Below are 24,645 nucleotides of genomic sequence, written 5' to 3'. Positions count from 1 at the left end.
TTTTTCGTTGGTTACGAGTTTTCCTCGCATTGTTCCTCCTCCCACCTCTAAATTCAGAGGTTTGCCTGGTTTATTTACCAAGTTTCTCCGTCATTCCTAACAGATGTTAGAAAATTTGGTCAACAATTGAATTCGCTACCGAAGAAAAACGATCAGACAGCCGCGTACTCTGCGGAAAAGCTTCGAAGACCGTTTTGATCCTGACACCAGACTGTCCCGGAGGTGCCGGTCTCTTCATTGTGCAGTTGCAATTCGCAGGGCAGGGTGAGTGGCGCGAGTCCGCGAAAAGAAAACCGGTGAGGCGATGTTTTCAACGCATCCGCCGCCAGATTCAGAAGTAGCGTGGCTTGCAAGGGGCCATGGACAACAAGCCCGGAATAGGCTTCGGTTTCGGTGGCGTAGATGTGGTCATAGTGAATGCGATGGGCATTGAACGTCAGCGCCGAATAGCTAAACAGCAGAACAGGATCCGGTGTCAGGGTCGATCTGAGCGTGGTGGGGTCACCCGCGTCAGGTGCGCTCTCGCCCGTGCGGGGGGCGGAAATCTCACGATAAACGATCGTTTGCTGCTCCCGGATACAAAGCCGGTTGCCACTCAGATACTCATGTTCGACGGTCACAAAGACCAATGGTCCACTACGGCCCTGCTTGGCCACAATATCCCTGATCGAAGAGCGTCGGGTGATGGTTTCGCCGATTTTCAGCGGCGCGATATGCGCAACATCGCCGCCAGCCCACATGCGGGCGGGCAGCGGAACAGGGGGCAGAAATCCACCCCTCGCGGCATGGCCGTCTTCTGACAGGGCGGTCGCTGGCACGGTATCAAGGGCAAGGCACCAATGAATTCCCAGCGGGACATCGCCCGCTCCGTCCCAAAGATGCGGACCGAGCGTGGCGCGGAATTTGTCGATCAGCCCGTGCGTCAGAACATCTTCCTTAGTCTCGGTGCGTCCCAGCCAGGGCGCCAGCGCGTCAAGGTCGATCTCACCCATAATCCTAGCCTTCAGAACGATCTTGGCATGCCGAGGATATGTTCTCCGACATATGACAGGATCAGGTTGGTCGAGATCGGGGCGACCTGATAGAGGCGCGCCTCGCGGAACTTGCGCTCGACATCGTATTCCCGTGCGAAACCGAAGCCGCCGTGGGTCTGGATGCAGGCATTGGCCGCTTCCCAGCTGGCTTCCGAAGCCAGCAACTTGGCCATGTTCGCCTGTGCACCACAATCCAGTCCGGCATCGAACCGCCTGCAGGCTTCAAAGCGCATCAGATTGGCGGCCTCGATGTTCACATAGGACCTGGCGATAGGGAATTGCACACCTTGGTTCTGGCCGATGGGACGGTCAAAGACCACGCGGTCGCCGGCATAGGCGCGGGCCTTGTCAACGAACCAGTATCCATCACCGATGCATTCCGCCGCAATCAGGGTCCGTTCGGCGTTCAGCCCGTCAAGAATATGGTAAAACCCGCGCCCCTCGGTGCCGATCAGGTTCTCGGCGGGGATTTCCAGGTTGTCGAAAAACACTTCATTGGTTTCGTGGCCGGGCATGTTGGCGATGGGGCGGACCTCCATCCCGTTGCCGATTGCCTCTTTCAGATCGACCATAAAGATCGACAGGCCCTGCGACTTTTTCTTGACCTCGCTCAGCGGCGTAGTGCGGGCCAGCAAGATCATCAGGTCAGAATGCTGGATACGGCTGATCCAGACCTTCTGGCCATTGATCTCATACCGGTCACCCTTCTTGACTGCGATGGTCTTCAGTTTGGTGGTGTCGGTCCCGGTTGTCGGTTCGGTCACGGCCATGGATTGCAGGCGCAACGCGCCGCTGGCAATACCGGGCAGGTATGTCTGCTTTTGCTCATCCGAACCATGCCGCAGCAGCGTGCCCATGTTATACATCTGCCCGTGGCAATGGCCCGCGTTTCCGCCGCAGCGGTTCACCTCCTCCATGATGATCGAGGCTTCGGTCAACCCCAGACCCGAGCCACCGTATTCCTCTGGGATCATCGCGGCAAGCCAGCCCTCGCGGGTCAGCGCATCGACGAATTCCTCGGGGTAGGTTTCGTCTTCGCCGAACTTGCGATGATACTCTGGCGGAAACTGCGCGCAAAGTGCGCGCAAGGCGTCGCGCAGATCGGTGTGAGTGTCTGGGGCTGACGTCTGCATCGGTTACTTCGCTCCCGGACCCGACGTTTCAAGAATTTCCTGCTCGGCACGCTGCCAAAGCTCATAGGAAATCGGGTTTTCGCTCTCTTCGAGGATATGACCGACCAGACCGATGGCGCGTGCCATGACGCCAAAGCCCCGCACGATCTTCCAGGGGAAGCCAAATTCACAGCAGATCGCTCCGATCGCCCCGGTGGCGTTGATCGGCAGCATCTTACCCGATTCTTCTTCGGCAACGGCCTGAATTTTCTGGATCAACTCGATGTATTCACCGGACTTGCCGTTCTCGGCAGCGATCTGGAACAGGCGAGGTGTGCGCGGATCGACCGGCTTGTGCACCGGATGGCCCAGCCCCGGCACGATCATCTTGCGGGCGCGGAATTTTTCCACCGTCTCGACGGCCAGCGCATCCAGATCGACACCGGTGCCCAACTTGTCCTGTGGCAGTGCCTCGTAAAGCATCTTCGAGGCACCCTCCATAGAACCGACAAAGACGGTGCCCAGCCCGCACAAGCCAGCCGCCACAGCCGCCTGAAGCGATTCCGGCGCCCCCATATAGGTCATCCGCGCCGCCAGGGCCGAGGGCGTGATACCATGTTCGACCAAGGTAATGACGATGGCGTTAAAGACGCGGCTTTCCTCGGGCGTGGCCTTGCGACCCGTCAACTGCAGAAACGCCAGATCGCCGAGGTTCATGTGGCCCAGGATCTCGTTGGGCAGATCGAGCCCACGCACGCTGATCTTGTCAGAGGTGCTCCAGGCAATGTCGGAGCTGATTTTTTCTTTGCGTTTTCCCATCAAACCGGATCCCACGAAAAGACATCCGCCGAAACTTCGAGCGGCGTGAACTGTGATTTGAGCGCGGGAATGGCGCGCTCGGCGATTTCATCGGCGGTCCAGCCATCATCGGAATGAACCGACCGCACCGGGCGGGGCTGGTTGAACAGGAAGATCTCGTTCTTGCGAACCGCAAAGATTTGTCCTGACACGTCAGCCGCGCGGTCGCTCATCAGGAAACAGGCCATCGGTGCAACCTTGGCCGGTGTCATCTCCTTGATCTTTTCGACCCGTGCCACCTGTTCCGGGGTGTCTGTCTTGATCGACGAGATCATCCGGCTCCAGGCGAAGGGCGCGATGCAGTTTGACCGCACGCTCCAGCGTTTCAGGTCGAGCGCGACCGATTTCGAGAAGGCCGCAATGCCCAGCTTTGCCGCCGCGTAATTCGCCTGCGCCAGATTGCCGATCAGCCCCGAGGTCGAGGTCATGTGCACCAGAGAACCGCCCTCTTGTCCGCGGAAATAATCGGCCGCTGCACGGCTGGTGTTGAAGGCGCCATAGAGATGGACCTTCACAACCGCGTCGAAATCCTCGTAGGTCATTTTGTGGAAGAACCCGTCGCGCAGGATGCCGGCGTTGTTCACCACCGCGTCGATGCGGCCGAATTCCTTGACACCCGCCTCGATCATCGCGCGCGCGGCGTCCGGATCGGTGACGTTGCCGCCATCGGCGATCGCATCGCCGCCCGCCGCCTTGATCTCTTCGACGACTTTCTGCGCCGCAGTTTCTGTCTGACCGGTGCCTTTCAGGGATGCGCCCAGATCATTGACCACCACGGCGGCGCCTTCTGCGGCTGCCATCAAGGCGATATCACGCCCGATCCCACCGCCGGCCCCGGTGACCAGAACCACCTTTCCGTCAAGTGCTTTTGTCATCTTCTTGCTCCCTCAGCGTGACTTGCGGTATTTGTCCAACCCGCCGGTATGCATGACCCGGCCCATCAGCGGCACGCCGATGATTTCTTCGGCCTTGAGCGCCGCCGCGATCAGCTTGTCCAGATCAATGCCGGTTTCGATGCCCAGTTCGTGACACAGGAACACTGCATCCTCGGTGCAGACGTTGCCGGCGGCGCGGGCGTGGCCGTGGCCCGCGAAAGGACAGCCGCCAAGACCGGCGACCGAGCTTTCGAACATGTCCACGCCCATCGACAGGGCGGCATAAACGTTGGCGATCCCCAGCCCACGTGTGTCATGGATGTGCATACCGATGCGCGCCTCGGGCGCCAATTCGCGCAGGGCGCCGATCATGCGTTTGACCGCCTCGGGGTTTCCCCAGCCCATTGTGTCGGCGATCACAAGGATCGGCACGGGGATGTCCTCTTCCTCGCACAGCTGAAGAATGAAGCGGAAATCGTCCAAGATGCGTTCTTGGGGGATGGGGCCTTCGAGGTTGCAGCCGAAGGCAGTCATCACATAGGCCGCGTCGACCGTATATCCTTCTTCCTTGTAAAGACGGACCCAGTCACGTTGTTTTTCCCGCATCTCCGCCGAGGAACAATTGTTGTTCGATTGGGCGAATGCCTCGGAGGGATAGAACAGCAGACGCGGGTCGATATCGACCTCATGCGCGGTCAGGGCCTTGCGAAACCCTTTGTCGTTCAGCCACAGCGATGTGTAATTCACGCCCGGTTCGCGCTTGATACGCTGGAACAACTCGCCGGTGTCGGCCATTTGCGGCACGTATTTCGGGCTGACGAAACTGCCAACCTGAATGCGCTTCAGACCGGTTTCGCTGAGCATGTCGATCAGTTCGATCCGCTCTTCGATCGGATAAATCTTCTTTTCGATCTGAAAACCCTCACGCGGGCCTTCTTCGCGAAACTCGACGAATTTGGGAAAGTCGCTCATTTCATCACTCCTCGGATGGCAGAATCTCGGCGATGACTTGGCCACGATCGACCATGTCTCCATTCGAGACGGATATATTGCTGGCGATCCCGGCCGCGGCCGCCCGGATCGAGATTTCGAGTTTCATGGATTCCATGACCGCGACCACTTCGCCTTCGGCCACGCTCTGACCATCGGAGACCTTGATTTCGACAATCATTCCGGTCAGCGGAGAGGTCACGGCGCGATCCGCCGCGGCATCGCCGCCGGCAAAAGCAAGGGGCGCGGCGGGGCGGAAGACCAGGCGACCTTCGGGCGTGTCCAGTTCGATCACGCCCGCGTGCAGGCGCGCGTCGATCAGATGGACGGTGTCGCCTTCGCCGACACGCCAACGGCCCGGGGTCAGTTCACATGCCGACAGTGTCAGCGCCTCGCCGTTTTCCGAATGGACGGTGTACTTGGCGCCCGGTTTGACAGGGCCGATGCGCAGTTCTTCGGATACCTCGTCAGAATCGGTAAGCGTCACGCGCTGCCCCGCTTCAATCGCATCACCGCCCAAGCCAAGCCGCCAGCCGGTAAAGGCATCACGGTTGGTCCAGGGATTGGCGTTTGTGTCGCTGCGCGACTGGGTCACGAAGAGAATGGCAGCGGTCGCTTTCCACAGATCGGGGCGGGTCAGTCCGGGTGCTTGTGTCAGCTCATCCAGCCTGCCGTCGATCCAGCGGGTATGCACCTGCATCCGTTCGAATTCATGGTTTCGCGCCAGCGCCGTTAGAAAGGCGCGATTGGTCTCGACACCTTCGACCGCGACATGATCAAGCGCCGTGGCCAGACGTGCCAATGCGGTTTCCCGGTCGGGCGCGTGCACGATCAGCTTGGCGATCATCGGATCGTAATAGGGCGTGACGGCATCGCCTTCCTCGACGCCGCTGTCGATGCGCAGGCCCGATGGCAGGCTGAGCGTGGAGAGCGTGCCCGTCGACGGGGCGAATTGCATCGCCGGATCTTCGGCGTAAAGCCGCGCCTCGACCGCGTGGCCGTTGATCGTCAGATCGTCCTGCACCAGTCCAAGGCCCGCGCCTTCGGCAATCCGCAGGTGAAGCGCGACAAGGTCCAGCCCGGTGATCGCTTCGGTGACGGGATGTTCCACCTGAATGCGCGGGTTCACCTCAAGGAAGAAATACTCGTCCCCCGCGACCAGAAATTCGACCGTGCCCAGACCGCGATAGTCCAGCGTTTCACCAAGGCGCACCGCGTCGCGCGCGATGTCGTCCATAAGCGTCCGGGGCAGACCCCAGGCCGGGGCTTCCTCGATGACCTTCTGGTGGCGGCGCTGAAGCGTGCAATCGCGTTCGAACAGATGCACCACATGGCCCTTGCCGTCACCTGCGATCTGCACTTCAACATGGCGCGCCTCGGGCAGGAAACGCTCCAACAGCAGCCCTTCGGAGCCGAAGGTGGATTTTGCTTCGCGCAGCGCGCCTTCGATGTCCTCGACCAGCGTGGTTTCGTCGGTGACGAGCCGTTGCCCTCGCCCACCACCGCCGCCGACAGCCTTGAGCAGCACCGGCAGGCCCATTTGGCGCACCTCCTCGGCAATCTGCTCGGGATCGGACCGCGCACCTTCGGCGCCCGAAATCACCGGGACGCTGGCCGCCACGGCGGCCTCTTTGGCGCTGGCCTTGTCGCCGAAACGTTCAAGCGTTTCCGGCGTCGGCCCCATGAAGATCATGCCGGCGGCTTCGACCGCGCGGGCAAAATCGGGGTTTTCGGCCAGAAAGCCGTAACCGGGATGGATCGCATCCGCGCCCACCGATTGCGCAGCGGCAATCACCGCGTCGATTTTCAGATAGCTCTCGGATGCAGGCCCGGCACCGATACAGACAGATTTGCCGATCTCGCGGACATGCAGGGCATTGGCATCGGCCTGCGAATGCACGCCGACAGGGGTGATACCGCTGGCCCGCGCGGTGCGCGCGATCCGGCAGGCAATTTCGCCGCGGTTGGCGATCAGAAGCGTTTTGATTTTCACGGTTCGCTCCTCACATCCTGAACACGCCGAAGTTGGTATCGACCTTGGGTCTGCGCGATGTCACATCCAGCATCAGCGCCATGACGTCACGGGTCTCACAGGGCTCGATCACGCTGTCGATCCAAAGGTTGGAAGCAAAATTATAGGCTCCCTGAAAATCTTCGTATTCCTTGCGGATCGGTGCCTTGAAGGCTTCCTCCTCCTCGGGGGTCCAGCTTTTGCCTTCGCGTTCGTTGATCTGTGCGCGGACCTGAGCCAGCACGCTGGCGGCCTGTTCCGGCCCCATGATTGCCGACCGTCCCGTCGGCCAGGCGAACATTGCGTCCGGCTGGAACGGGCGGCCCAGCATCGCCAGGTATCCGGCCCCGTAAGAGCCACCGGTGATGATTGTGAATTTCGGCACCCGGGCCGAAGACATGGCCGTGATCATCTTGGCGCCAGCCTTGGCAATGCCCATCTGCTCGACCTCGCGGCCCACCATGAAGCCGTTCACATCGGCCAGGAACAGCAGCGGAATATCACGCTGGACGCAGAGATTGATGAAATGCGTCGCCTTCAGCGCGGCTTCGACGAAAAGCACGCCTGTATTGGCGATGATCCCGACCTCGTGGCCGTGGATGCGCCCCCAGCCGGTCATGATCGTGTCGCCATAAAGCGGCTTGAATTCGTGAAAATCGCTCTCATCGACCAACCGAGCCACGATTTCGCGGTTGTCGGTCGGCACCTTGGGGTCGCGGCTGATGAGCCCATAAATCTCTTCGACCGGGTAGGCGGGCGCACGGGGCGTTTCGGGCGTCTTGCGGGGTTGGGGTTTTTCGCCAAGATGGCTGACAATTTCGCGCGTGATGGCCAGAGCGTGGGCGTCATCTTCGGCCAAATGGTCGGTCACACCGGAAACGGACGAATGCATCTTGCCGCCACCCAGTTCTTCGGCTTCGACCTTTTCGCCGGTTGCGGCAAAGGTCAATTCTGGTCCGCCCAGATACATAAAGCCCTGACCGCGCACGATCACCACTTCGTCACAGAGCGCGGGGATATAGGCACCACCCGCGGTGCAGGGCCCCATGACCACGGCGATTTGCGGCACACCATCGCCAGACATGCCGATCTGTTGGTGAAAGATGGAGCCGAACTGGCCTTCGTCGGGGAAAAGGTTGGCCTGGTCGGGCAGGAAGGCACCGCCGGAGTCCACGAGGGTGATGACGGGCAGGCGGTTTTTCCAGGCAATTTTCTGTGCCCGGACGTGTTTGCGGCAGGTGATCCCGAAATAGGTGCCGCCCTTTACGGTGGCATCATTGGCGATGATCATGCACTGACGGCCTTCGATCACGCCAATACCGGTAATGATGCCGGCGCCGGGTGGAACTCCCTTGTGCATATTCAGTCCGGCCAACTCGCCGAGTTCCAGAAATGGTGTGCCCGGGTCGATCAGCCGTTCGATCCGTTCGCGCGGCAGGATTTTGCCTTTGTCCACATGACGTTTGCGCGCCATTTCGGGGCCGCCGACGCGCTGTGAGAGCCGGAGGGCATGTAGTTCATCGACCTTTTCGCGGTAAGACACGTCGTTGGCGCGGAAGTCGTCCGACCCGCTGTCGAGAAGGGATTTCATTCTAGTCATGGCAGGTCTGGATATTTCCTGAGAACGAAGGCGACCTTGGCGGCGCCAGGTTTTTCGAAAGTCTCGGCCGCAACCAGGTGAACGTCGGCCTTGAAGACCAAGGAATCGCGAAGCCGCTGCTCAATTTTCTTTTTGAGGGTGACGTCATCGGCCGGATCGCGATCGGGGCCCCGTTCGACAATCACCGTCAGCGCGCCCTGCGTGGTATGGCCCTCGAAATCGGCCACGATGCGCATGACGCCGTTGGTGTCCGGCACCATTTCGGTAATGATGCTGTTGATCGCCGACGGGAAGACATTGGCCCCGCGCACGATCAGCATGTCGTCGGTGCGGCCGGTGCAGCGGATCTTCGGTCCGGTGCGGCCGCAGGAGCATTCGGTATCGATCACTTCGATATAATCGCCTGACCGGAACCGCACGAGCGGGCTCGCCTGGCGGCCGAGCGCGGTATAGACCATCTCGCCTTCTGCGCCTTTTTTCCAGGGAATGATCCTGCCGCTCTCCGGGTCGAGCAGCTCGGTCAGGACATAATCCATGTTGACCATGTGCATACCCGACTGGGCGTCGCACTCGGCCCAGTATGTCACGCCCAGATCGGTGCCGCCCAGCATCTCGGTGCATTTCGCACCCCAGGCCTTTTCGATCTTTGCCCGAATTGCGGGAATGCCGCCGCCGGGTTCGCCGCCGACGATCACGCGCTCGATACCCAGTTCGCTGGCCTTGCAGCCAAGTACCTCGGGCGCCTTTTCGGCCAGGTGCAGCACAAAGTTCGGGGCGCCGACCACGCAACGCGGGCGGGTGTCGGCGCAGGCGCGCAGCAGCCGTTCCGCACCGCCATCGGCGCCCACCGGCACATCGATCGTGCCCATGTACTGCAATCCCTGCATCACGGGGATGCCGCCGACAAAGCCCTTGGCGAGCGAAAACGCGTGCAGCACCATGTCGCCCGGCCGCACGCCATTGGCAAAGAAACAGCGTGCCGTCATCTCGTGCCACATTTCGGCGTCGGATTCGGTCAGGGCCACATATGAGGGGCTGCCGGTGGTGCCCGACGATGCCTGCATTTGGATGATCTCGTACATGGGCGCGGCGCGGTGTTTGCCGAAGGGCGGATCGGCGGCCAGGCTTTCGCGGATCTCGGTCTTGTAGGTATAGGGCAGTTTCTGCAGGTCTTCGATGGTGCGGATATCGTCGAATTCCACACCGGCTTTCGCGAACTTCTCCTGATAGAAAGTCGAGTTTGCCTTGAGATAGGCCATCTGATCGCGCAGTCGCTCTTCCTGAATACGGCGCACCTCGTCGAGCGGCGTGCCCTCGATCGCGTGCCAGAAGCGATCATTTACCTTGTCGGCGGCATCTTCCCGCCGGAAGCGCATTCCAAATTGCATGTCGTTCTCCGTTCCAAGCCGTGGCGATCAATAGGATCGTGGCAGGCCCATGACCTTTTCGCCGATAAAGCTCAGGCACAGTTCGCGGTTCACCGGCGCTGTGCGCAGCAGGCGGACCAGCGGGTACATTTCGTAAAGTCCCGTATCTTCGGTAAAGCCCGATCCACCATGCGCCTGAAGCGCCGCGTCTACCGCTTCGATCCCGGCTTCGGCGGCGGCATATTTCGCCATGTTCGACGACGCACCGGCAGGCAGCTTGTTGTCGAACTCCCATGCCGCGCGCCGGGTCATCAGACTGGCCATTTCGACTGCCGTATGCGCCTTGGCCATAGGATGCTGCACGCCCTGGTGCGCACCGATGGGTTGGCCGAACACATTGCGCTCGGAGGCATAGGCCACGCCCTTGTTCAGGGCGAACCGGCCGATGCCGCAGCACAAGGCGGCCAGGATGATACGCTCGGGGTTGAGGCTGTCGAACAGGATCGAGAACCCTTCGTCCACCTCGCCGACCACATCCTCGGGGCCGAGATCCACATCGTCGAAGAACAGTGTCCACTGCTCCTCGGGCAGGGGGATCGAGATCTTCACCCGCTGCTTGTCGACGCCTTTTTTCTTCAGATCCACGGCGAACAGGGTAAAGCCGTCGGTCTTGCGGCTGACCTCGGTATGCGGTTTGGTCCGCGCCACCACGAGGCAGTAGTCGGCCACTTCGGCCCCGGTGATGAAGGTCTTTTCGCCCGACAGGCTGAACCGGTTGCCTCGACGCTTGGCCAGCGTAGTGGCCTTCATCGTGTTCGACCCGGCCCCCGGTTCGGTGATCGCGAAACAGAACTGAATATCACCGCGGCAGGCGGCCGGCAGCAGTTCTTTCTTGTGGAACTCGCTCCCGTGGCTGGCGATATGGGCCAGCGACATGGTCGGCCCGACCACCATCATCAAAAGCGGAATGCCGTGATTGGCGGTGCCCTCCATGAACAGGGCCATTTCGGTCATACCAAGGCCCGCGCCGCCATATTCCTCGGGCACCATGATGCCGAGGAAGCCGTCATCGGCGATCTGGCGGAACATTTCGTGCGGAAACTCGTGCTTGCGTGCGTGTCTCAGCCAGTAATCGTTGTCGAACTTCTGCGCCAGCTGGCCGCCATAGTCGTAAATCTGGCGTTGTTCGTCGTTCAAAATGAAATCCATGTTTCGTCCTCAAGCCTTGAATTCGGGGGCGCGCCGGTTCTCGAATGCATCGAGGCCCTCCGCCACGTCATCGCTGGGCAGTGCGCGCACGGCGGCATCGCGCTCAAGCCGCATCTGCTGGTCGATACCAAGGTCCGCGCCTTCGCGCGCCAACCGCTTCATCTCGGCGATGCCGGGACGTGAACGGGTGGCGATTTTCTCGCAGTATTCCAGCGCAGACTTGTGCAGGTCCGCATCCGGCACGATGTAGTTGACCAATCCGGCCTCTTTGGCCTCGTCCGACTTGAGCCAGCGGGCCGAGAACATCAGGTCGAGCGCCCTGCGCTGCCCCATCAACCGTGTCAACCGCTGCGAGCCACCCCAACCGGGAATCAGCCCGAATTGCGCGTGCTGATCGCCAAACTGGGCGCTTTCGGCCGCGAAACACACATCGCATGCCAGCATCAGTTCGATCCCGCCGGCCAGACACAACCCCTGCACTGCCACCACGACAGGGAGGGAGGAGGTTTCGAGTGCACGCAGGTTGTTCATGCCAAAGGCGATGAAATGGTCCAGCGCGGCGGGATCGTTCAATTTACCTTTCACTTCCACCAGATCGGCACCGGTGCAAAAGTGCTTGCCCTGCGCCCGGATGAGGATCGCCCGAATAGCGGGGTTCGCCTCGAATTCCGCACGCGCGACAGAAATACGCTCATGCACCTTAAGTGATAGGCAATTGAATTTCTCGGGGCGGGCCAGTTCGATGATGCCGGTGTTGCCCTCGGAAGTGACGAGGATGGGGTCGCTCATTTCGAGGCTCCCTTCGCCTTCTTGTCATACTGCAGCGCCATGCGACCGACCTTCTCGCGGGCGATCACCAGCTTCTGGATCTGCGCGGTGCCGTCACCGATCTGCAAGCCGAGCACATCGTTGTAGCGCTGGTGGTGGGGCAGGTCGGTGGTGTAGCCGTAATGTCCGTGCAGGATCAGGCACTGGTGCAGGATCTCGCAGGCGGTTTTGGGCAGGTACCATTTGCACATGGCGGCCTGAGAGGTGTGGGGCAGGCCACGGTCGCGCAGGTCCAGCGTGTAATAGCAAAGCTGGCGCATCATGGTCAGTTGGGTCTCGGCCTCGGCCAAGGGAAAACTGACACCCTGATACTGCACGATCGGGGCCCCGAATGCCTCGCGTTCCTGAACGTAGGCCCAGGTTTCATCCACCGACGCTTGCGCGGCCCCCAGGCACTCCAGCCCGATCAGTGCGCGGGAATAGTCGAAGCCCGCCATGATCGTGCCAAAGGCACGGTCCTGTTCCGCCATCATGTTTTCAGCCGGCACGAAAACATCGTCAAAGAAAACCGAGCCGCGCCCGACAGGCTTGGTGCCGATGTCGTCAAAATGGGTGCGCTTGATGCCTTCCTGGTTCAGATCGACGAAAAAGGCGCTGACCCCGCGTGAGCCGCCGTTAGGATCGCCGGTACGGGCAAAGACGACCGCCGCATCCGCCTGACTGGCAAAACTCATGGATGTCTTTTCACCGTTCAGCCGCCAGCCTTTGCTGGATTTCTCGGCCCTCAGAATCAGGTTCGCCGCATCCGAACCGCCACGCGGCTCTGTCAGGCCCAGACCAATGACGGCATCACCCGAAACAACCTTGGGCACCCATTCCGACGCGATGTTCTTGGAGGCATGTTTGGCAACCATTCCGCCCATGAGAGAGCCCAGAAGCTGGACGTAACTTGCATTGAAATCGGCATAGGCGATCTCTTCGACGATCAGCCCTGACGTGACAGAGCTTTCGCCGAGTCCCCCGAATTCCTCGGGCAGATCGGCTCCGATCAGCCCCAGTGCGCCCATCTCCTTGATCAGCGCACGGTCGAATGTATGGCCGCTGGCGCGTTCTTGATATGTGGGCGCAAGCCTTTCAGTTGCGAAGCGCTTTGCGGTATCGCGAAACGCCTTCTGATCGTCTGTAGGCTGGAATTGCATCGGTGCTCCTCCCCATGAGCGAAAATCTTCTTTCCAAAAAAATCTAACAAATGTTAGAATGTAGATCAAGTGCAGTTTTGAGGAGGAGAACCAAAGTGAAAAATAGACCAGATGGAAGCTTTGAAACCATGCTCTCGCCCATCCGCGCAGGCCAGCATACATTGCGAAATCGTGTCATCATGGGGTCGATGCACACGCGGTTGGAAACCGAGCCTGACGGCATAGCCAAACAGATCGCGTTTTACGCTGAGCGTGCGCGGGGGGAGGCGGCGATTCTGGTCACCGGCGGGTTTTCGCCCAATGCCGAGGGCATATTCGATCCAGAAGGTCCGAGAATCGATGACCCGGAAGAAGCGCTTGACCTGCGCCCGATCTGCGAGGCGGTGCAGGCCGAAGGCAGCCTGATCTGCGCGCAACTCCTCCACGCCGGGCGCTATGCCAAGATCGAAGGGTGTGTGGCCCCGTCGCCGATCCGCGCCCCGATCAATCGTTTCATCCCGCGTGAAATGACCGAAGCCGACATTCTCCGTACCATCGAGGATTTTGCCGTGGCGGCCGCCAATGCGCTGGCCGCAGGCTTTGATGGCGTCGAGATCATGGGGTCCGAGGGATACCTGATCAACGAATTCACCGTCACCCACACCAACAAGCGCCAAGACGACTGGGGCGGCAGCGCCGCGAACCGCCACCGATTCCCGGTCGAGATCGTGCGAGCGGTGCGCGAACGTTGCGGCCCCGACTTTCTGGTCATCTACCGGATTTCGGCGGCCGATCTGGTCGAGGGCGGCGCGCCCGCCGATGAAATTGCCGCACTGGCGCGCAAGATCGAGGCCGCAGGTGCGGATATTCTGAACACCGGCATCGGCTGGCACGAGGCCCGCGTGCCGACGATCGCCTATCCGGTGCCGCGCGGTGCCTGGCGCAAGGCGGCAGCCAACGTGAAAGCGGCGGTGTCGATCCCGGTGGTCGCCTCGAACCGGATCAACACACCCCAGCTCTCCGAGGACATACTTGCCTCTGGCGATGCGGACATGATCTCGATGGCGCGCCCGTTTCTGGCCGATCCGCATTTCGTGAAAAAGGCGCGAGAGGGCCGCGCGGACGAGATCAACACCTGCATCGCCTGCAACCAGGCCTGTCTGGATTTCATCTTTTCGGACCGGCCGGTCGGATGTCTGGTCAATCCAAGGGCCGGGCGTGAAACGGAATTCCGGAATACGCCAGCCGACACGCCAAAGAAAGTGGCCGTCGTTGGCGGTGGTGCCGCGGGCATGGCCACAGCCGCCGAGGCGGCGCGGCTGGGCCATGCTGTCACGCTGTTCGAGGCGCAGGACAAGCTGGGCGGTCAACTGAATCTGGCCCGCGTCGCACCGGGCAAGGACGAATTCGACGAAACCCTTCGGTATTATGCCGGTCAGATGCAGAAACACGGGGTCACGCAGCGTCTGGGACAGCGGGCAGAGGCGAGCGATCTTGAGGGATTTGACCATGTGGTCATCGCCACCGGGGTCACGCCGCGCATTCCCGACCTGCCGGGTATCGACCATCCCAGCGTCGCGACCTACGCCGAAATTCTGTCCGGTGACCGCGAGGCGGGCGACCGTGTCGTGGTGATGGGGGCGGGGGGCATCGGTCATGATGTGGCCGAGTTCCTAGTGACCAAACCCGCCGAGACCGCGAATTCCGACGTCTTTTGCGAAACCTGGGGAGTGGACCCCGAATTTGTCTCATCGGGTGCCCTGGCGGGCGACCCTCTGGCACCGAAGCCGTCGCGCCGCAAGGTCGTCATGCTGCAGCGCAAGACCGCTAAACCGGGCGCGAGGCTTGGTGTTTCGACAGGGTGGATCCTGCGCAACGCGCTGCGCAAACATGGGGTCGAGGCAATGGGCGGCGTGACCTATGAACATATCGACGATGCGGGGCTGCATATCGTCGCGGACGGAATGCCAAAGGTCATCGCAGCCGATACTATTGTGCTGTGCACCGGTCAGGAACCGGAACGGGCTCTGGCCCAAGAGCTTGCCGCGCGCAGCGTCCCGGTTACGATGATCGGCGGGGCAAAGGAGGCCGCCGAACTGGATGCGCTGCGCGCCATTGATGAGGGCGTGCGCCTGGCGCAGGATCTCTGAACCGAGGCTCGGGCAAGGGGGAAACTATGCTGACCGACGTCATCCGCGCGGGGCGCGCTGATCTGTATTCGATCTTTCGAACCCGCGCACATGACTGCGCCCGCGCCCTCGCCATCGAGGACGGCAGCAGGAAACTGACCTATGCAGAACTGCTGGAGCGGGTCGATCGTCTGGCGGCTGTCTTTCTGGCACGAGGCGTGGCGCCCGGAGACAGGATCGCGATCCTGTCGCATAACCGCTCAGAATACCTGGAGGTCGAACTTGCAGCAGCGGGAATCGGCGCGATCGTCGCCTGTCTGAACTGGCGGCTTGCCCCCGATGAACTGCGGCACTGCATCGATCTGGTCGAGCCGGTTCTCGCGGTTGTCGAACCGGAACTTTCAGAAGCTTACCGCGCCGTCGCGTCGACACCCTGTCTAACCGTCGGGCCAGACCTGGAAACGGCCATTGCCGGGGTCGAGCCGGACCCGCGCACCGGAACCATGGTTGACGACCCCGAGGCCGGTCTGACGATCCTCTATACCTCGGGGACCACGGGCCTGCCCAAGGGGGCGCATATCAGCCACCGCGCGCATATCGCCCGATCCATGGTTTTTGCGGCCCAGCTGGCGCTGGATCCCGGCGACGGGTTCATCGCCTGGGCGCCGATGTTCCACATGGCCTCCACCGATCATGCGCTGGCAACGATCCTGCGGGGTGGGACCGTGGTGATGGTGGACGGGCTGCAGCCCGCCGTCATCAACGAGGCGCTGTCACGCCACAGGATCGGCTGGTTCGTGATGATGCCCGGGGCACTGGAGGCTTTTATTAACGAACGGCACGCCAACCCTTTGCCGCTGAAGGGGATCAAGGTTTGCGGCGCAATGGCTGATCTGGTGCCGCCGCATCAGATCGCGGAACTGACCGGTCTTCTGGACACGCCCTATCTGAATTCCTTCGGGGCGACCGAAACCGGCCTGCCGCCGGGAACCGCCGATCTGATCGCGCCGGGTGTGACCCCGGACCGGCTGTCCAAGCGCATCAGCGCCTTTTGCGAGGTGCGGCTGGTCGATCCCGACGACCGCGAAGTCCCCGATGGAACGCCGGGCGAAATGGCGCTTCGGGGTCCGACGCTGTTTTCCGGGTACTGGAACGCCGACGACACCAATGCCCGTGACTTTCGCAACGGCTTTTTCCACATGGGCGATCTGTTCCGGCGCAATACGGACGGCACCGTCGACTTTGTGGATCGGGCGAAATACCTGATCAAGACCGGAGGTGAAAACGTCTATCCGGCGGAAATCGAACGTGTGCTTCTTTCTCATCCCGATGTGATCGATGCCGCCGTGGTAAGGGCCTTCGACGCGAAATGGGGGGAAAGCCCGGTGGCCTTTGTCGCCTGTGACGATGACGGGCCGGATGCCGAGGCGCTGCTGAACTTGTGCCGCGAAAGCCTCGCTGGCTATAAGCGACCACGCGAAATTCGCTTCATCGCGTTCGAGGATTTTCCCAGATCGACCAGCGGCAAGATCCAGCGGCATATCCTCGAAGCCCGGCTCGCAGATTAATTTTCGCTCTGACCCGATCGTCAGCCAGCCACGCCAGTTCGCCCCAATAGCGATAAAAGCGTTCTTATCCTCGTTGCCACGAGCTTCTTATCCCCGCCCTTTGGAGTAACCCCCTGAAAGTGATCCACCATCTGGGATAGATTGACCCGCGATTGAAGCGCAGCCCTCTGTCGGACTACACGGCTAGGGTTTTCCGGGTGTTTGAGCTCAGGAGGATTCGTAGATCCCTGAGCCATTCATCAATGCGATCGGTGGTTTGTTCCCGGTTTCGCTGTGGGGGCAGCAGTAACCCTGCGCATCGCACGGACGGGCATGGACTGCCGGCAATTGCCGGTTGGGGCTGCTGCGGGCCTTCAAGGGAAAGTCGGCGACTATCCGATGTGCGGGACAAAGCGGACATTCGCCAAGCGACCTCAAACGTCCGGTTCTGTACTGCGGCCCGACAAAACGATATCAAGTGATCAGCGGTCAGCCGATCGCACCTGTGTAACTGTCTTCTTCGGCCCTCCTGTCTGCATGATCTGGGACAGGTAAGAATTGCGCCGTCTGATGAAGTCACGCAGAAGGGTCGGGTAATCTTCACTGACGGCATTCTTCACAGAAACCCGACGCTCCAGTTCATGTCGCCAGGCCCTTACACGGGCAAGCCCTGTGAAGACGCCAAACTCTCCGATGGTGTCAAAAACGTCGAAATAGCGGAAGACCGGCCGAATACGACATCGACGAGGCTGAACCGGTGGCCATCGAACCATGGTCCCTCCCCAAGCTCCGCGTCCAGCCGAAGGAACTTTGCGCAGAGCGCCGGCACTTTTTCTTCCAACGCTTTCTCGTTCGGCGCCGAGTAGAACCCCGCAATGCCGTTCAAGACAGCAGATCCAAATTCAATCCAGGCACGGTGGCGGGCGCGATCGAGAGCGTCGTGCGAATGAAGCGCGTGGGGTTGTGTATCCTCAAGATATTCGAGGATAACCGCAGATTCGAAAATCGGCGTCCCGTCCACAACTAGGACAGGCGTCTTGCCCAGCGGAGATATGGCAAGAAACCAGTCGGGCTTGTTCGAAAGATCGATGTCAGTTCTCTCGAACGTGACACCTTTCTCAGTGAGCGAGATCGCCGCGCGCTGCACATATGGGCAGAGCGCATGGCTAATGAGGTGGAGGCTCATGTTGTCTCTCCCGCCATCTGCACGTTACCGGGCGCGAAGGAAGGGCTGAGGGCGAAACGGCCGTCGCCCAGAAGCCCTTGCACGATGGCAAGCAGCGTCAGATAGGCCGGGTATTCCCACCCGCCGTTCTCGTATCCGAACATCCAGCCGTTTCCGGAGTGAGCCCAGGTCGCACCGGCTAGGATGGGCACGGTCGCCGACGCGACCCACCGAGCCTGTACGCCGAGGACCAAAAGGGCACCGGCAATCGCCTCGACTGCAAAGACCATATAAGCAAACCAGCCGGGCAGCCCGATCGAAATGAAGAACTGCGCCGTTCCGGGAAGTGTGAAAATGAAGAGCTTGAGAAACAGGCTGTGCGCCAGGAACATGATCCCGAGTGCTATACGGAGCAGGAATATCCCAAATTCTGTGAGGTGCGATTGTGACATGATATGATCCCATATGTCGATGCAGTTGCATCTATATATAGCGCGTCACATGCGATGTCAAGGTTGATGCACTTACATGTACATGATAGGTGCTGGATATGAACGAGATTGACCATGCTACTGAGGCCGCCTGGACAGCCCTCATGACTAAAAGCCGCGTTTTGCTTGAGGCTGTCGAAACGTCTCTGAAATCGGCAGGATACCCGCCAATTGCATGGTATGACGCGCTTCTCGAACTCGAGAAGGCAGGCCCGGACGGACTCCGGCCATTCGAACTCAAAGACCGGATTTTGTTACCCCAATACGGTACCTCGCGGCTGCTGAACCGTATGGTGAAAGCAGGGCTGGTGAACCGACAGGACTGCTTGGAAGATGGGCGAGGTCAAAACATTTCTATCTCTGAAAAGGGTAAATCTGTCAGGAGGGCGATGTGGCCGATCTATGAACGAGTTCTGTCGGAAAGGATCGGCGCAAAGCTGAAACCCAAAGACGCCGCTCAATTGGCCTCGCTACTCTCAAAGCTCTGAAGTCTAGGTCGACTGACGCGAAACCTGTCTGTGACTTTCCACGCTAAGTGGCCCTGAATTTTTTCACGTTAGTTGGCCGACAGTTGCCTATGTCGGTGTGCGAAGGGTGTTTCGGGTTGTTTCGACGTCCTTTCGCATCCAACAGACTTCTGCGTGATCGTTGATAAATCCCATGGCCTGCATGAATGCATATACGGTGGTCGGTCCCACGAATTTGAAGCCAAGCTTTCGTAGGTCTTTGGACAGGGTCTCGGACGCTGGTGATTTGGACCGCATTTGTGGCAGTGCGTCGTCCTTGGCAGGTTCATATAGCCAGATGAATGCGGCGAAGGAGCCTTCCTCTTGGACGACCTCGAAAGTACGGCGAGCGTTGTTGATCACGGCTTCGAATTTGCCTCGATAGCGAACAATTCCTTCATCGGCAAGTAGGCGCTCAATGTCGTTGTCGTCAAAGTTCGCAACTCCCCGAAAGTCGAACCCGGCGAAGGCAGCACGAAAGTTCTCGCGCTTGGCCAGAATGGTGCGCCAGCTCAGCCCTGACTGGAAACTCCGGCGTGACGGCAGCCCATCGGCACCGTGGGCGTCCATCCGTTCCAATTACGGTTGCAGCATCAGGCCGCTGCCGCATAAACTTGAACAGAAACCGAACGAGATCCTCCGTTACGATACAGTCTCAGCTCTCCGAAAAACCCTGACGACGGACAATCGGCGACCGCACTGCTAAAGGCTATAACATTACTGCTTGGCAGGCCTGAACCTGCTGGCGGCGATCTGGATACCGCGCGCGCCTACGGGAAACGGTTGGCCGAGGTCGCGAGCCGCTGGAACAGCTGATCCAGCTGTCTGAATAATCGGCCCGGCCGCCCGGATCGGATGTGCTGCGGCCGGGTTGCGCTCAGTCCGCGACCCCCGCCCGCCCGATCAGCGCCATGAGCGTTCCGGTCATCGTTGCGACGAGCTTTTCATCCTGGCCCTTCACGGCATAGGCACGCGCCTCGCATATGGTCAGCGTCCTGCCTGGTTTCACCACGTCAGCGACGAAGCGAAACCGTTCGCCGTCCGCCGGGTTGAGTAGGTTGATCTTGAATTCGGCCGTCAACACTGCCGCGTCCGCTGGCATCAGCGAAAAGGCCGCGTATCCGCAGGCGCTGTCCAGCGCTGTCGACACGATTCCGGCATGCAAAAACCCATGCTGCTGGGTCAGTGCAACCTGATGTGCCATTTCCAGAACGATGCGGCCGGGTAACAACTCGGCAATGCTGATCCCCAACGTGTTCATCACCTTCTGGCGATCGAAACTGTTGCGCACGCGTGCGTCATAGTCGGGGTTTTTCTGTTTGAATTGTGTCATGGCGGGTCTTCCTCTTCGATTTCATTCGTCAATGACCAATCTTAGGCGGTCTTTGAGGCGCGTATCTTGTAGCGAAAGGTCAAAACGACGCGGAATAGACAGAGCGCGCAACGCGCCGGGCGGTTTGCCGGCGAAGATCCGGCAAGCGGCGGACAAGTGAGATTGATCGTAATATCCGGCGTCCAGCGCCAGATCGCTCAGCGGCAGGGTCTTTGACGCAAGCTGCCCGAGAGCCCGGCGAAAGCGTCGCAAGGTCGCAAGCCGCCGCCGCGACACGCCGGTTTCCGCCCGCACCTTTCGACGTTTGGTCCGGTCGCTGTAAGCTCCGGGTGGTGCGGCAAAGCGCAGGTCTCTCGCAAGGCCGTCAAGCACCGCGATGAGCGCAGGCAGGTCATCGTCCCCGGTCTGAACCCGGGCCAGTTCTGAGGCCAGCATGTCCAGCCCTTTGGAGTCGGGAAATCGCGGCGGTCGTGACGACAGTCGCAGCCCGGCCACGACACCCTGGAATGGCCTTGGGCGGGGCGAAAAATAGGGGCGCGGTTCTGCCAGCGATACGCGCCCGCCGCCGCTGTCGTCGCGCGTTACCGAAAGGGTAAAGAGGTCGGTTGCGAACCGCCCGCGTCCACCACCGCTCAGCACACCGGTATCGCGGAACACGAACAAATGTTCGATCTGTTTGGCCGCTTCCTCAGGCGGCGCCAGTTCGAGATAAAGCGGCGGCGCCATCAGGTTACTTGACGAAAGCATCCCGGTTCTCGGCGACGAAATCGGCAAATCGGCGCGCCGGGCGTCCCATCACATCGCTGACCGTGGTCTCGATGCCGGCAAGGTAGCCCTTGGGCGCGATGGAAGCCAATTCGACCATGGCTCTGGCGACCTCGTCCTGCATTCCGCCAGCCACCATACCCGCCTTGGCATTTTCGGCCGACAGGGGTGCGCAGGTGACAGTGCGCCCGGTCACCCTGGACAGGAGGGCGGCGATATCTTCTCCGGTAAGAGCTTCGGGCCCGGTCAGACCAAGAGCCTTGCCTTCGTAACCCGGAGCGGTCAGCGCCTCGGCGGCGACATCCGCGATGTCGCGGGCGTCGATCCAGGCCACGGGGCCGCCCAGATCGTCATAGTACACGGCGTCCTTTGCAATGTTACCGGTCTGCCACAGCAGGTTCTGCATGAAATAGGTCGGCTGGACAAAGGTCCAGTCAAGGCCGCTTTGCTTCAGCAGCTCCTGGGTTTCGGAATGCCACTTTCCAAAGGTCAGCCCCGCCTTGGGCGACGCGCCAAGCCCCGTGGCCACAACGATATGGCGCACGCCCGCGGCCTTGGCCGCCTCGATCACGTTCGCCTTCCACTGGCGCATGTTCAGATGGGCAGGCGTGACCAGGTATATCTTTTCTGCCTCGTCACAGGCCCGCGCCAGCGCGGCAGGGTCCGTGAAATCCGCTGCGACCGCCTCGCATCCTTTGGCCCTTAGCGCATCTAACTTGGAGGGGGCGCTGGTGACAGCGCGCACGGACGCGCCTTTTGCCAGAAGCGTATCGACGAGGGGCGCGCCAGTCGTGCCCGTGGCTCCGAAAACAGTGATCATGACTTTTCCTTTTGCAGGTCTGCGATGGGCTGAATGGTTTCCGGGTTGCTGATCGACGACAGATCGCCCGGATCTTCACCGAGAAAGGCGGCACGCACGACACGGCGCATGGTTTTCATGCTGCGGGTCTTGGGCAGCGCTTCGACAAAGTGGATCTCGCGCGGGCGGAAGGGCTTCGAGACGATCTCTCCGACACGATCCTTGAGCCGGTTCACGAGCTCCGCGTCCGGCGACACATTTGGGGCCGCCACGCAGACGCAGACGACGGCCACGCCCTTGATGTCATCAGGTGCCGCGATGGCAGCGGCGTCCACCACCTCTCCGGTTTCGGTCAGGGCCGCCTCGATCTCGGGCGGGCCGATGCGTTTGCCGGCGATGTTCAGCGTGTCGTCCGACCGGCCCAGGATATACCATGTCCCGTCCGGATCGCAGCGCACCCAGTCGCCGTGCCGCCAGAGGCCGGGGAAGGTGGACCAGTAGGTTTCAAGGTAGCGATCGCGGTCCCCCCAGATGGCCGGGGTCAGACCCAGAGGCGGCTGGGTCACGACCAGTTCGCCCGGTGCGGCTTCGCTGCCGTCCTGGCGCAGAACCTTGGCCCCGACACCCAGGGCCTGGGCCGAAAATCCGCCGGGCTTGAGCTCGTGCAGCACGGTCGAGGTCAGGATCGCGCCAAAAAGCTCGGTCCCGCCCGAGATGTTCAGCGGTACGGCGCGGCGGCGACAGATGAGATCGAGCTGCCAGAGCCAGGCTTCGTCGGTCCAGGGTTCACCGGTCGAGGCGACAATGCGCAGGGGCGACAAGTCGTAGCCCGACAAAGGTTCAGTATCCCGCGTCATGAACTGCCGTACCAGAGTCGGGGCCACGCCGAGATGCGTGACCTCCATATCGGACGCAAGACGCAGCAGCCTGAAGGGATCGCCGGGCATTGATGGTGCGCCCTCGGCGAGCACCAGGGTCGAACCAGACAAGAGCACCGATAAAAGGGTGAGCGGTCCCATGACCCACCCCATGTCGGTCATCCAGAGGTGCCGGTCATCCCGTTTCATGTCGAGGCAAAGCAAGAAATCGGCCGTGGCCTTGGCCTGCACGCCCAAGTGGGTATGCACGACACCCTTGGGCCGCCCGGTGGTGCCCGATGTATAGGCGATGAGAAAGGTGTCATCGGGACTGACGGGAACGGCGGCAAACTCCGGACTGGCGCGGCCCACTGTTTCGGTCCAGTCCAGATCGCGGGCCGGATCGGCCATCGCACCGCCGAACCGTCGCAGGCTGATTACGGTATGAACCGATGGCAGGTCGGTCAAAGCCTGGGCAAGGGTCGCTTCCATCCAGACCGGCTTGCCTCGCCGGGGTGTGGCATCCGCCGTCAACACCGCCACGGCATCCGCGTCGTTCAGGCGCGATACGATGGCATGAGGCGCAAAACCGGAAAACAGCGGCACCGCAACCGCGCCCAGCCGGGCAATACCCAGAAGCGCGGCCTCGATTTCGGGGATCATCGGCATATAGATGCCCACCGCCTGACCGGGCCTTACACCGCGCGCGGCAAGGGCCGAGGCGACGCGGGAGGCTTCGGCGGTAAGGTCGGAATAGGTCCAGCGACGGCGGCTTCCGTCTTCGCCGACCCAGTCGATTGCGACCTTGTCGCCCAAGCCATCGGCAATTCGGGCGTCAAGACAGGTTTCCGTCAGATTCAAAGTACTCCCGACGGCCCACCGGATCGATTCGGGCCCTTCGGAGATATCTCGCAACCGGCTGTAGGGCCGCGCGAACCGTATCCCGGCATGGTCAATGATCTGGCCCCAGAACCAGTCTGGGTCTTCATTCGAACGGCGGACGAGTTCCTCGTAACTGTCAATGCCGCAGCCCCTCAGAAATGCGGTCAGCGTGCTTGTCCGCTGGATGTCAGAGCCTGGCTGAAACATTCGCAACCTTTCTAGAATGAAGAAGGGCCGCACATAAGGCGCGGCCAGTCGGGGAGGTAACTCTTTTGGCACGGTTTGGCAGCAACGCCTGGTGTCCGGCGCTGCTGTCATGGCTTCAACCGTGCATGGACAAGCCGCCCGAAACCGAAATCACCTGGCCGGTAATGAACCCTGCGTCGTCCGACGACAGGAAGCAGATGATGCCAGGGTAATCCGTCGGCTGCGCCAGGCGCTTCATCGGAATCGCCCGCTTGAGACCTTCGGCGATCTTTTGACCGGCCTCGCCCTCGGCAACCTGAGCGAACAGAGGTGTGTCGGTCGGTCCCGGGGCGACCGCATTCAATTGAATACCTTTACGCGCCAGTTCGCGCGCAACGGTTTTGGTGAACGAGATGATGCCACCCTTGCAGGCCGAATACACGGCTTCGCCGGATGATCCGACGCGTCCGGCGTCGGACGCGATGTTGACCACACGGCCGCCGCCGTTCTTGACCATGCCCGGAAGCACCGCGTGATGCATATTCAGCGGACCGTAAAGATTGATGTCGATGACCTTCTTCCAAAGGTCGGGATCGGTGTCGAGGAACGGTTTGATCACGTCCCAGCCCGCGTTGTTCACCAGCACATCAATCGGTCCGCCGGATTCGAACTCGGCAACGGCGCTGTCGACTTGGGCACGATCGGTAATATCCGCCTGAAATGCCGCCGCTTTTCCGCCGGATTCAGTGATTAGTTTGGCGGTTTCATTCGCTCCGGCTTTGTTCAGATCGAAAACAGCGACTTCGGCACCCTCCGCGCCGAACCGTTCGCAAACCGCTCGGCCAATGCCGCTCCCACCGCCGGTCACAACGACCCGTTTTCCACTCAACCCTCGCATGTGGAGGCCCTCCTCTTCCGTTGCACCTTGAAAAGAGTTTGATTCGACACTCTCTCCGATGCATTCTAACAGTTGTTAGATTTAT

22 protein-coding genes are annotated in these 24,645 nt (G+C 60.8%); 3 read left to right on the top strand and 19 right to left on the bottom strand.

Annotated features, from left to right (window positions below; translation table 11 throughout):
• Positions 1-152: 152 nt before the first annotated feature.
• The 11 genes from R1W01_RS16245 to R1W01_RS16195 are packed head-to-tail and all read right to left on the bottom strand — an operon-like array spanning position 153 to position 13,185.
• Complete coding sequence (locus tag R1W01_RS16245; RefSeq protein WP_243614196.1) at positions 153-992, bottom strand: MaoC family dehydratase N-terminal domain-containing protein; 840 nt, start codon at positions 990-992, stop codon at positions 153-155.
• An 11-nt stretch (positions 993-1,003) separates the two neighbouring features.
• Entirely contained in the window at positions 1,004-2,167 is a 1,164-nt protein-coding gene (locus R1W01_RS16240) for an acyl-CoA dehydrogenase family protein (protein ID WP_028288582.1), read from the bottom strand.
• Positions 2,168-2,170: 3 nt separating this feature from the next.
• Positions 2,171-2,965, bottom strand: a complete 795-nt coding sequence (locus tag R1W01_RS16235) for a citryl-CoA lyase (protein WP_243614195.1) — start codon at positions 2,963-2,965, stop codon at positions 2,171-2,173.
• Positions 2,965-3,879, bottom strand: a complete 915-nt coding sequence (locus R1W01_RS16230) for an SDR family NAD(P)-dependent oxidoreductase (protein ID WP_317275321.1) — start codon at positions 3,877-3,879, stop codon at positions 2,965-2,967. Before R1W01_RS16230 ends, R1W01_RS16235 begins: the two co-directional genes overlap by 1 nt.
• 12 nt (positions 3,880-3,891) lie before the next feature.
• Positions 3,892-4,851 carry a hydroxymethylglutaryl-CoA lyase gene (locus tag R1W01_RS16225; RefSeq protein ID WP_243614193.1) on the bottom strand — a complete coding sequence of 320 codons (960 nt, stop codon included), beginning with the start codon at positions 4,849-4,851 and terminating at the stop codon, positions 3,892-3,894.
• Positions 4,852-4,855: 4 nt separating this feature from the next.
• Positions 4,856-6,862: an acetyl/propionyl/methylcrotonyl-CoA carboxylase subunit alpha gene (locus R1W01_RS16220; protein ID WP_043753670.1), complete on the bottom strand. Its 2,007-nt coding sequence runs from the start codon at positions 6,860-6,862 to the stop codon at positions 4,856-4,858.
• Positions 6,863-6,872: 10 nt separating this feature from the next.
• Positions 6,873-8,480, bottom strand: coding sequence for an acyl-CoA carboxylase subunit beta (locus R1W01_RS16215; RefSeq protein WP_243614192.1), 1,608 nt, complete (start codon positions 8,478-8,480; stop codon positions 6,873-6,875).
• Entirely contained in the window at positions 8,477-9,856 is a 1,380-nt protein-coding gene (locus R1W01_RS16210; protein ID WP_317275320.1) for a phenylacetate--CoA ligase family protein, read from the bottom strand. Before R1W01_RS16210 ends, R1W01_RS16215 begins: the two co-directional genes overlap by 4 nt.
• Positions 9,857-9,895: 39 nt before the next feature.
• Positions 9,896-11,056: an acyl-CoA dehydrogenase family protein gene (locus tag R1W01_RS16205; RefSeq protein WP_027264402.1), complete on the bottom strand. Its 1,161-nt coding sequence runs from the start codon at positions 11,054-11,056 to the stop codon at positions 9,896-9,898.
• 9 nt (positions 11,057-11,065) lie between these two features.
• Positions 11,066-11,845, bottom strand: a complete 780-nt coding sequence (locus R1W01_RS16200; RefSeq protein ID WP_243614190.1) for an enoyl-CoA hydratase/isomerase family protein — start codon at positions 11,843-11,845, stop codon at positions 11,066-11,068.
• Complete coding sequence (locus R1W01_RS16195; protein ID WP_317275319.1) at positions 11,842-13,185, bottom strand: acyl-CoA dehydrogenase family protein; 1,344 nt, start codon at positions 13,183-13,185, stop codon at positions 11,842-11,844. Before R1W01_RS16195 ends, R1W01_RS16200 begins: the two co-directional genes overlap by 4 nt.
• On the opposite strand from R1W01_RS16195, the gene R1W01_RS16190 reads away from it, so the two are divergent.
• Together R1W01_RS16190 and R1W01_RS16185 are read left to right on the top strand one after the other, a co-directional pair.
• Positions 13,152-15,152: an NADPH-dependent 2,4-dienoyl-CoA reductase gene (locus R1W01_RS16190; RefSeq protein WP_243614226.1), complete on the top strand. Its 2,001-nt coding sequence runs from the start codon at positions 13,152-13,154 to the stop codon at positions 15,150-15,152. The two genes, R1W01_RS16195 and R1W01_RS16190, sit on opposite strands and share 34 nt — an antisense overlap.
• 26 nt (positions 15,153-15,178) lie before the next feature.
• A complete protein-coding gene (locus tag R1W01_RS16185) occupies positions 15,179-16,699 on the top strand; it encodes a class I adenylate-forming enzyme family protein (protein WP_317275318.1) in 1,521 nt (506 codons plus the stop codon).
• Positions 16,700-17,333: 634 nt separating this feature from the next.
• On the opposite strand, the gene R1W01_RS16180 is transcribed toward R1W01_RS16185, so the two are convergent.
• Both R1W01_RS16180 and R1W01_RS16175 read right to left on the bottom strand, forming a co-directional pair.
• The gene (locus R1W01_RS16180; protein WP_243613904.1) at positions 17,334-17,864 is read right to left on the bottom strand and encodes a glutathione S-transferase family protein; all 531 of its coding nucleotides are present in this window, start codon (positions 17,862-17,864) and stop codon (positions 17,334-17,336) included.
• Positions 17,861-18,295: a DoxX family protein gene (locus tag R1W01_RS16175; protein ID WP_036051600.1), complete on the bottom strand. Its 435-nt coding sequence runs from the start codon at positions 18,293-18,295 to the stop codon at positions 17,861-17,863. Before R1W01_RS16175 ends, R1W01_RS16180 begins: the two co-directional genes overlap by 4 nt.
• A 98-nt stretch (positions 18,296-18,393) precedes the next feature.
• On the opposite strand from R1W01_RS16175, the gene R1W01_RS16170 reads away from it, so the two are divergent.
• Complete coding sequence (locus tag R1W01_RS16170) at positions 18,394-18,822, top strand: MarR family winged helix-turn-helix transcriptional regulator (protein WP_232237122.1); 429 nt, start codon at positions 18,394-18,396, stop codon at positions 18,820-18,822.
• 87 nt (positions 18,823-18,909) lie between these two features.
• Here R1W01_RS16170 and R1W01_RS16165 read toward each other — a convergent pair whose 3' ends face one another.
• The 6 genes from R1W01_RS16165 to R1W01_RS16140 form a co-directional block, all read right to left on the bottom strand.
• On the bottom strand, positions 18,910-19,410 hold the full coding sequence (locus R1W01_RS16165) for a DNA-3-methyladenine glycosylase I (protein ID WP_243613908.1): 501 nt from the start codon (positions 19,408-19,410) through the stop codon (positions 18,910-18,912).
• 307 nt (positions 19,411-19,717) lie between these two features.
• Positions 19,718-20,173, bottom strand: coding sequence for a PaaI family thioesterase (locus tag R1W01_RS16160; protein WP_243613903.1), 456 nt, complete (start codon positions 20,171-20,173; stop codon positions 19,718-19,720).
• A 21-nt stretch (positions 20,174-20,194) separates the two neighbouring features.
• Positions 20,195-20,899, bottom strand: a complete 705-nt coding sequence (locus R1W01_RS16155; RefSeq protein WP_243613902.1) for an AraC family transcriptional regulator — start codon at positions 20,897-20,899, stop codon at positions 20,195-20,197.
• Positions 20,900-20,903: 4 nt separating this feature from the next.
• A complete protein-coding gene (locus tag R1W01_RS16150) occupies positions 20,904-21,758 on the bottom strand; it encodes an SDR family oxidoreductase (protein ID WP_243613901.1) in 855 nt (284 codons plus the stop codon).
• Positions 21,755-23,683, bottom strand: a complete 1,929-nt coding sequence (locus R1W01_RS16145; protein WP_317275317.1) for an AMP-binding protein — start codon at positions 23,681-23,683, stop codon at positions 21,755-21,757. Before R1W01_RS16145 ends, R1W01_RS16150 begins: the two co-directional genes overlap by 4 nt.
• Positions 23,684-23,798: 115 nt before the next feature.
• The gene (locus R1W01_RS16140) at positions 23,799-24,560 is read right to left on the bottom strand and encodes a glucose 1-dehydrogenase (protein ID WP_243613899.1); all 762 of its coding nucleotides are present in this window, start codon (positions 24,558-24,560) and stop codon (positions 23,799-23,801) included.
• Positions 24,561-24,645: the final 85 nt, after the last annotated feature.

The sequence above is a fragment of the Shimia sp. FJ5 genome, assembly GCF_032918335.1.
GTDB classification, from domain to species: domain Bacteria; phylum Pseudomonadota; class Alphaproteobacteria; order Rhodobacterales; family Rhodobacteraceae; genus Shimia; species Shimia aestuarii_A.
This window is presented reverse-complemented; position numbering and strand designations above follow the sequence as displayed.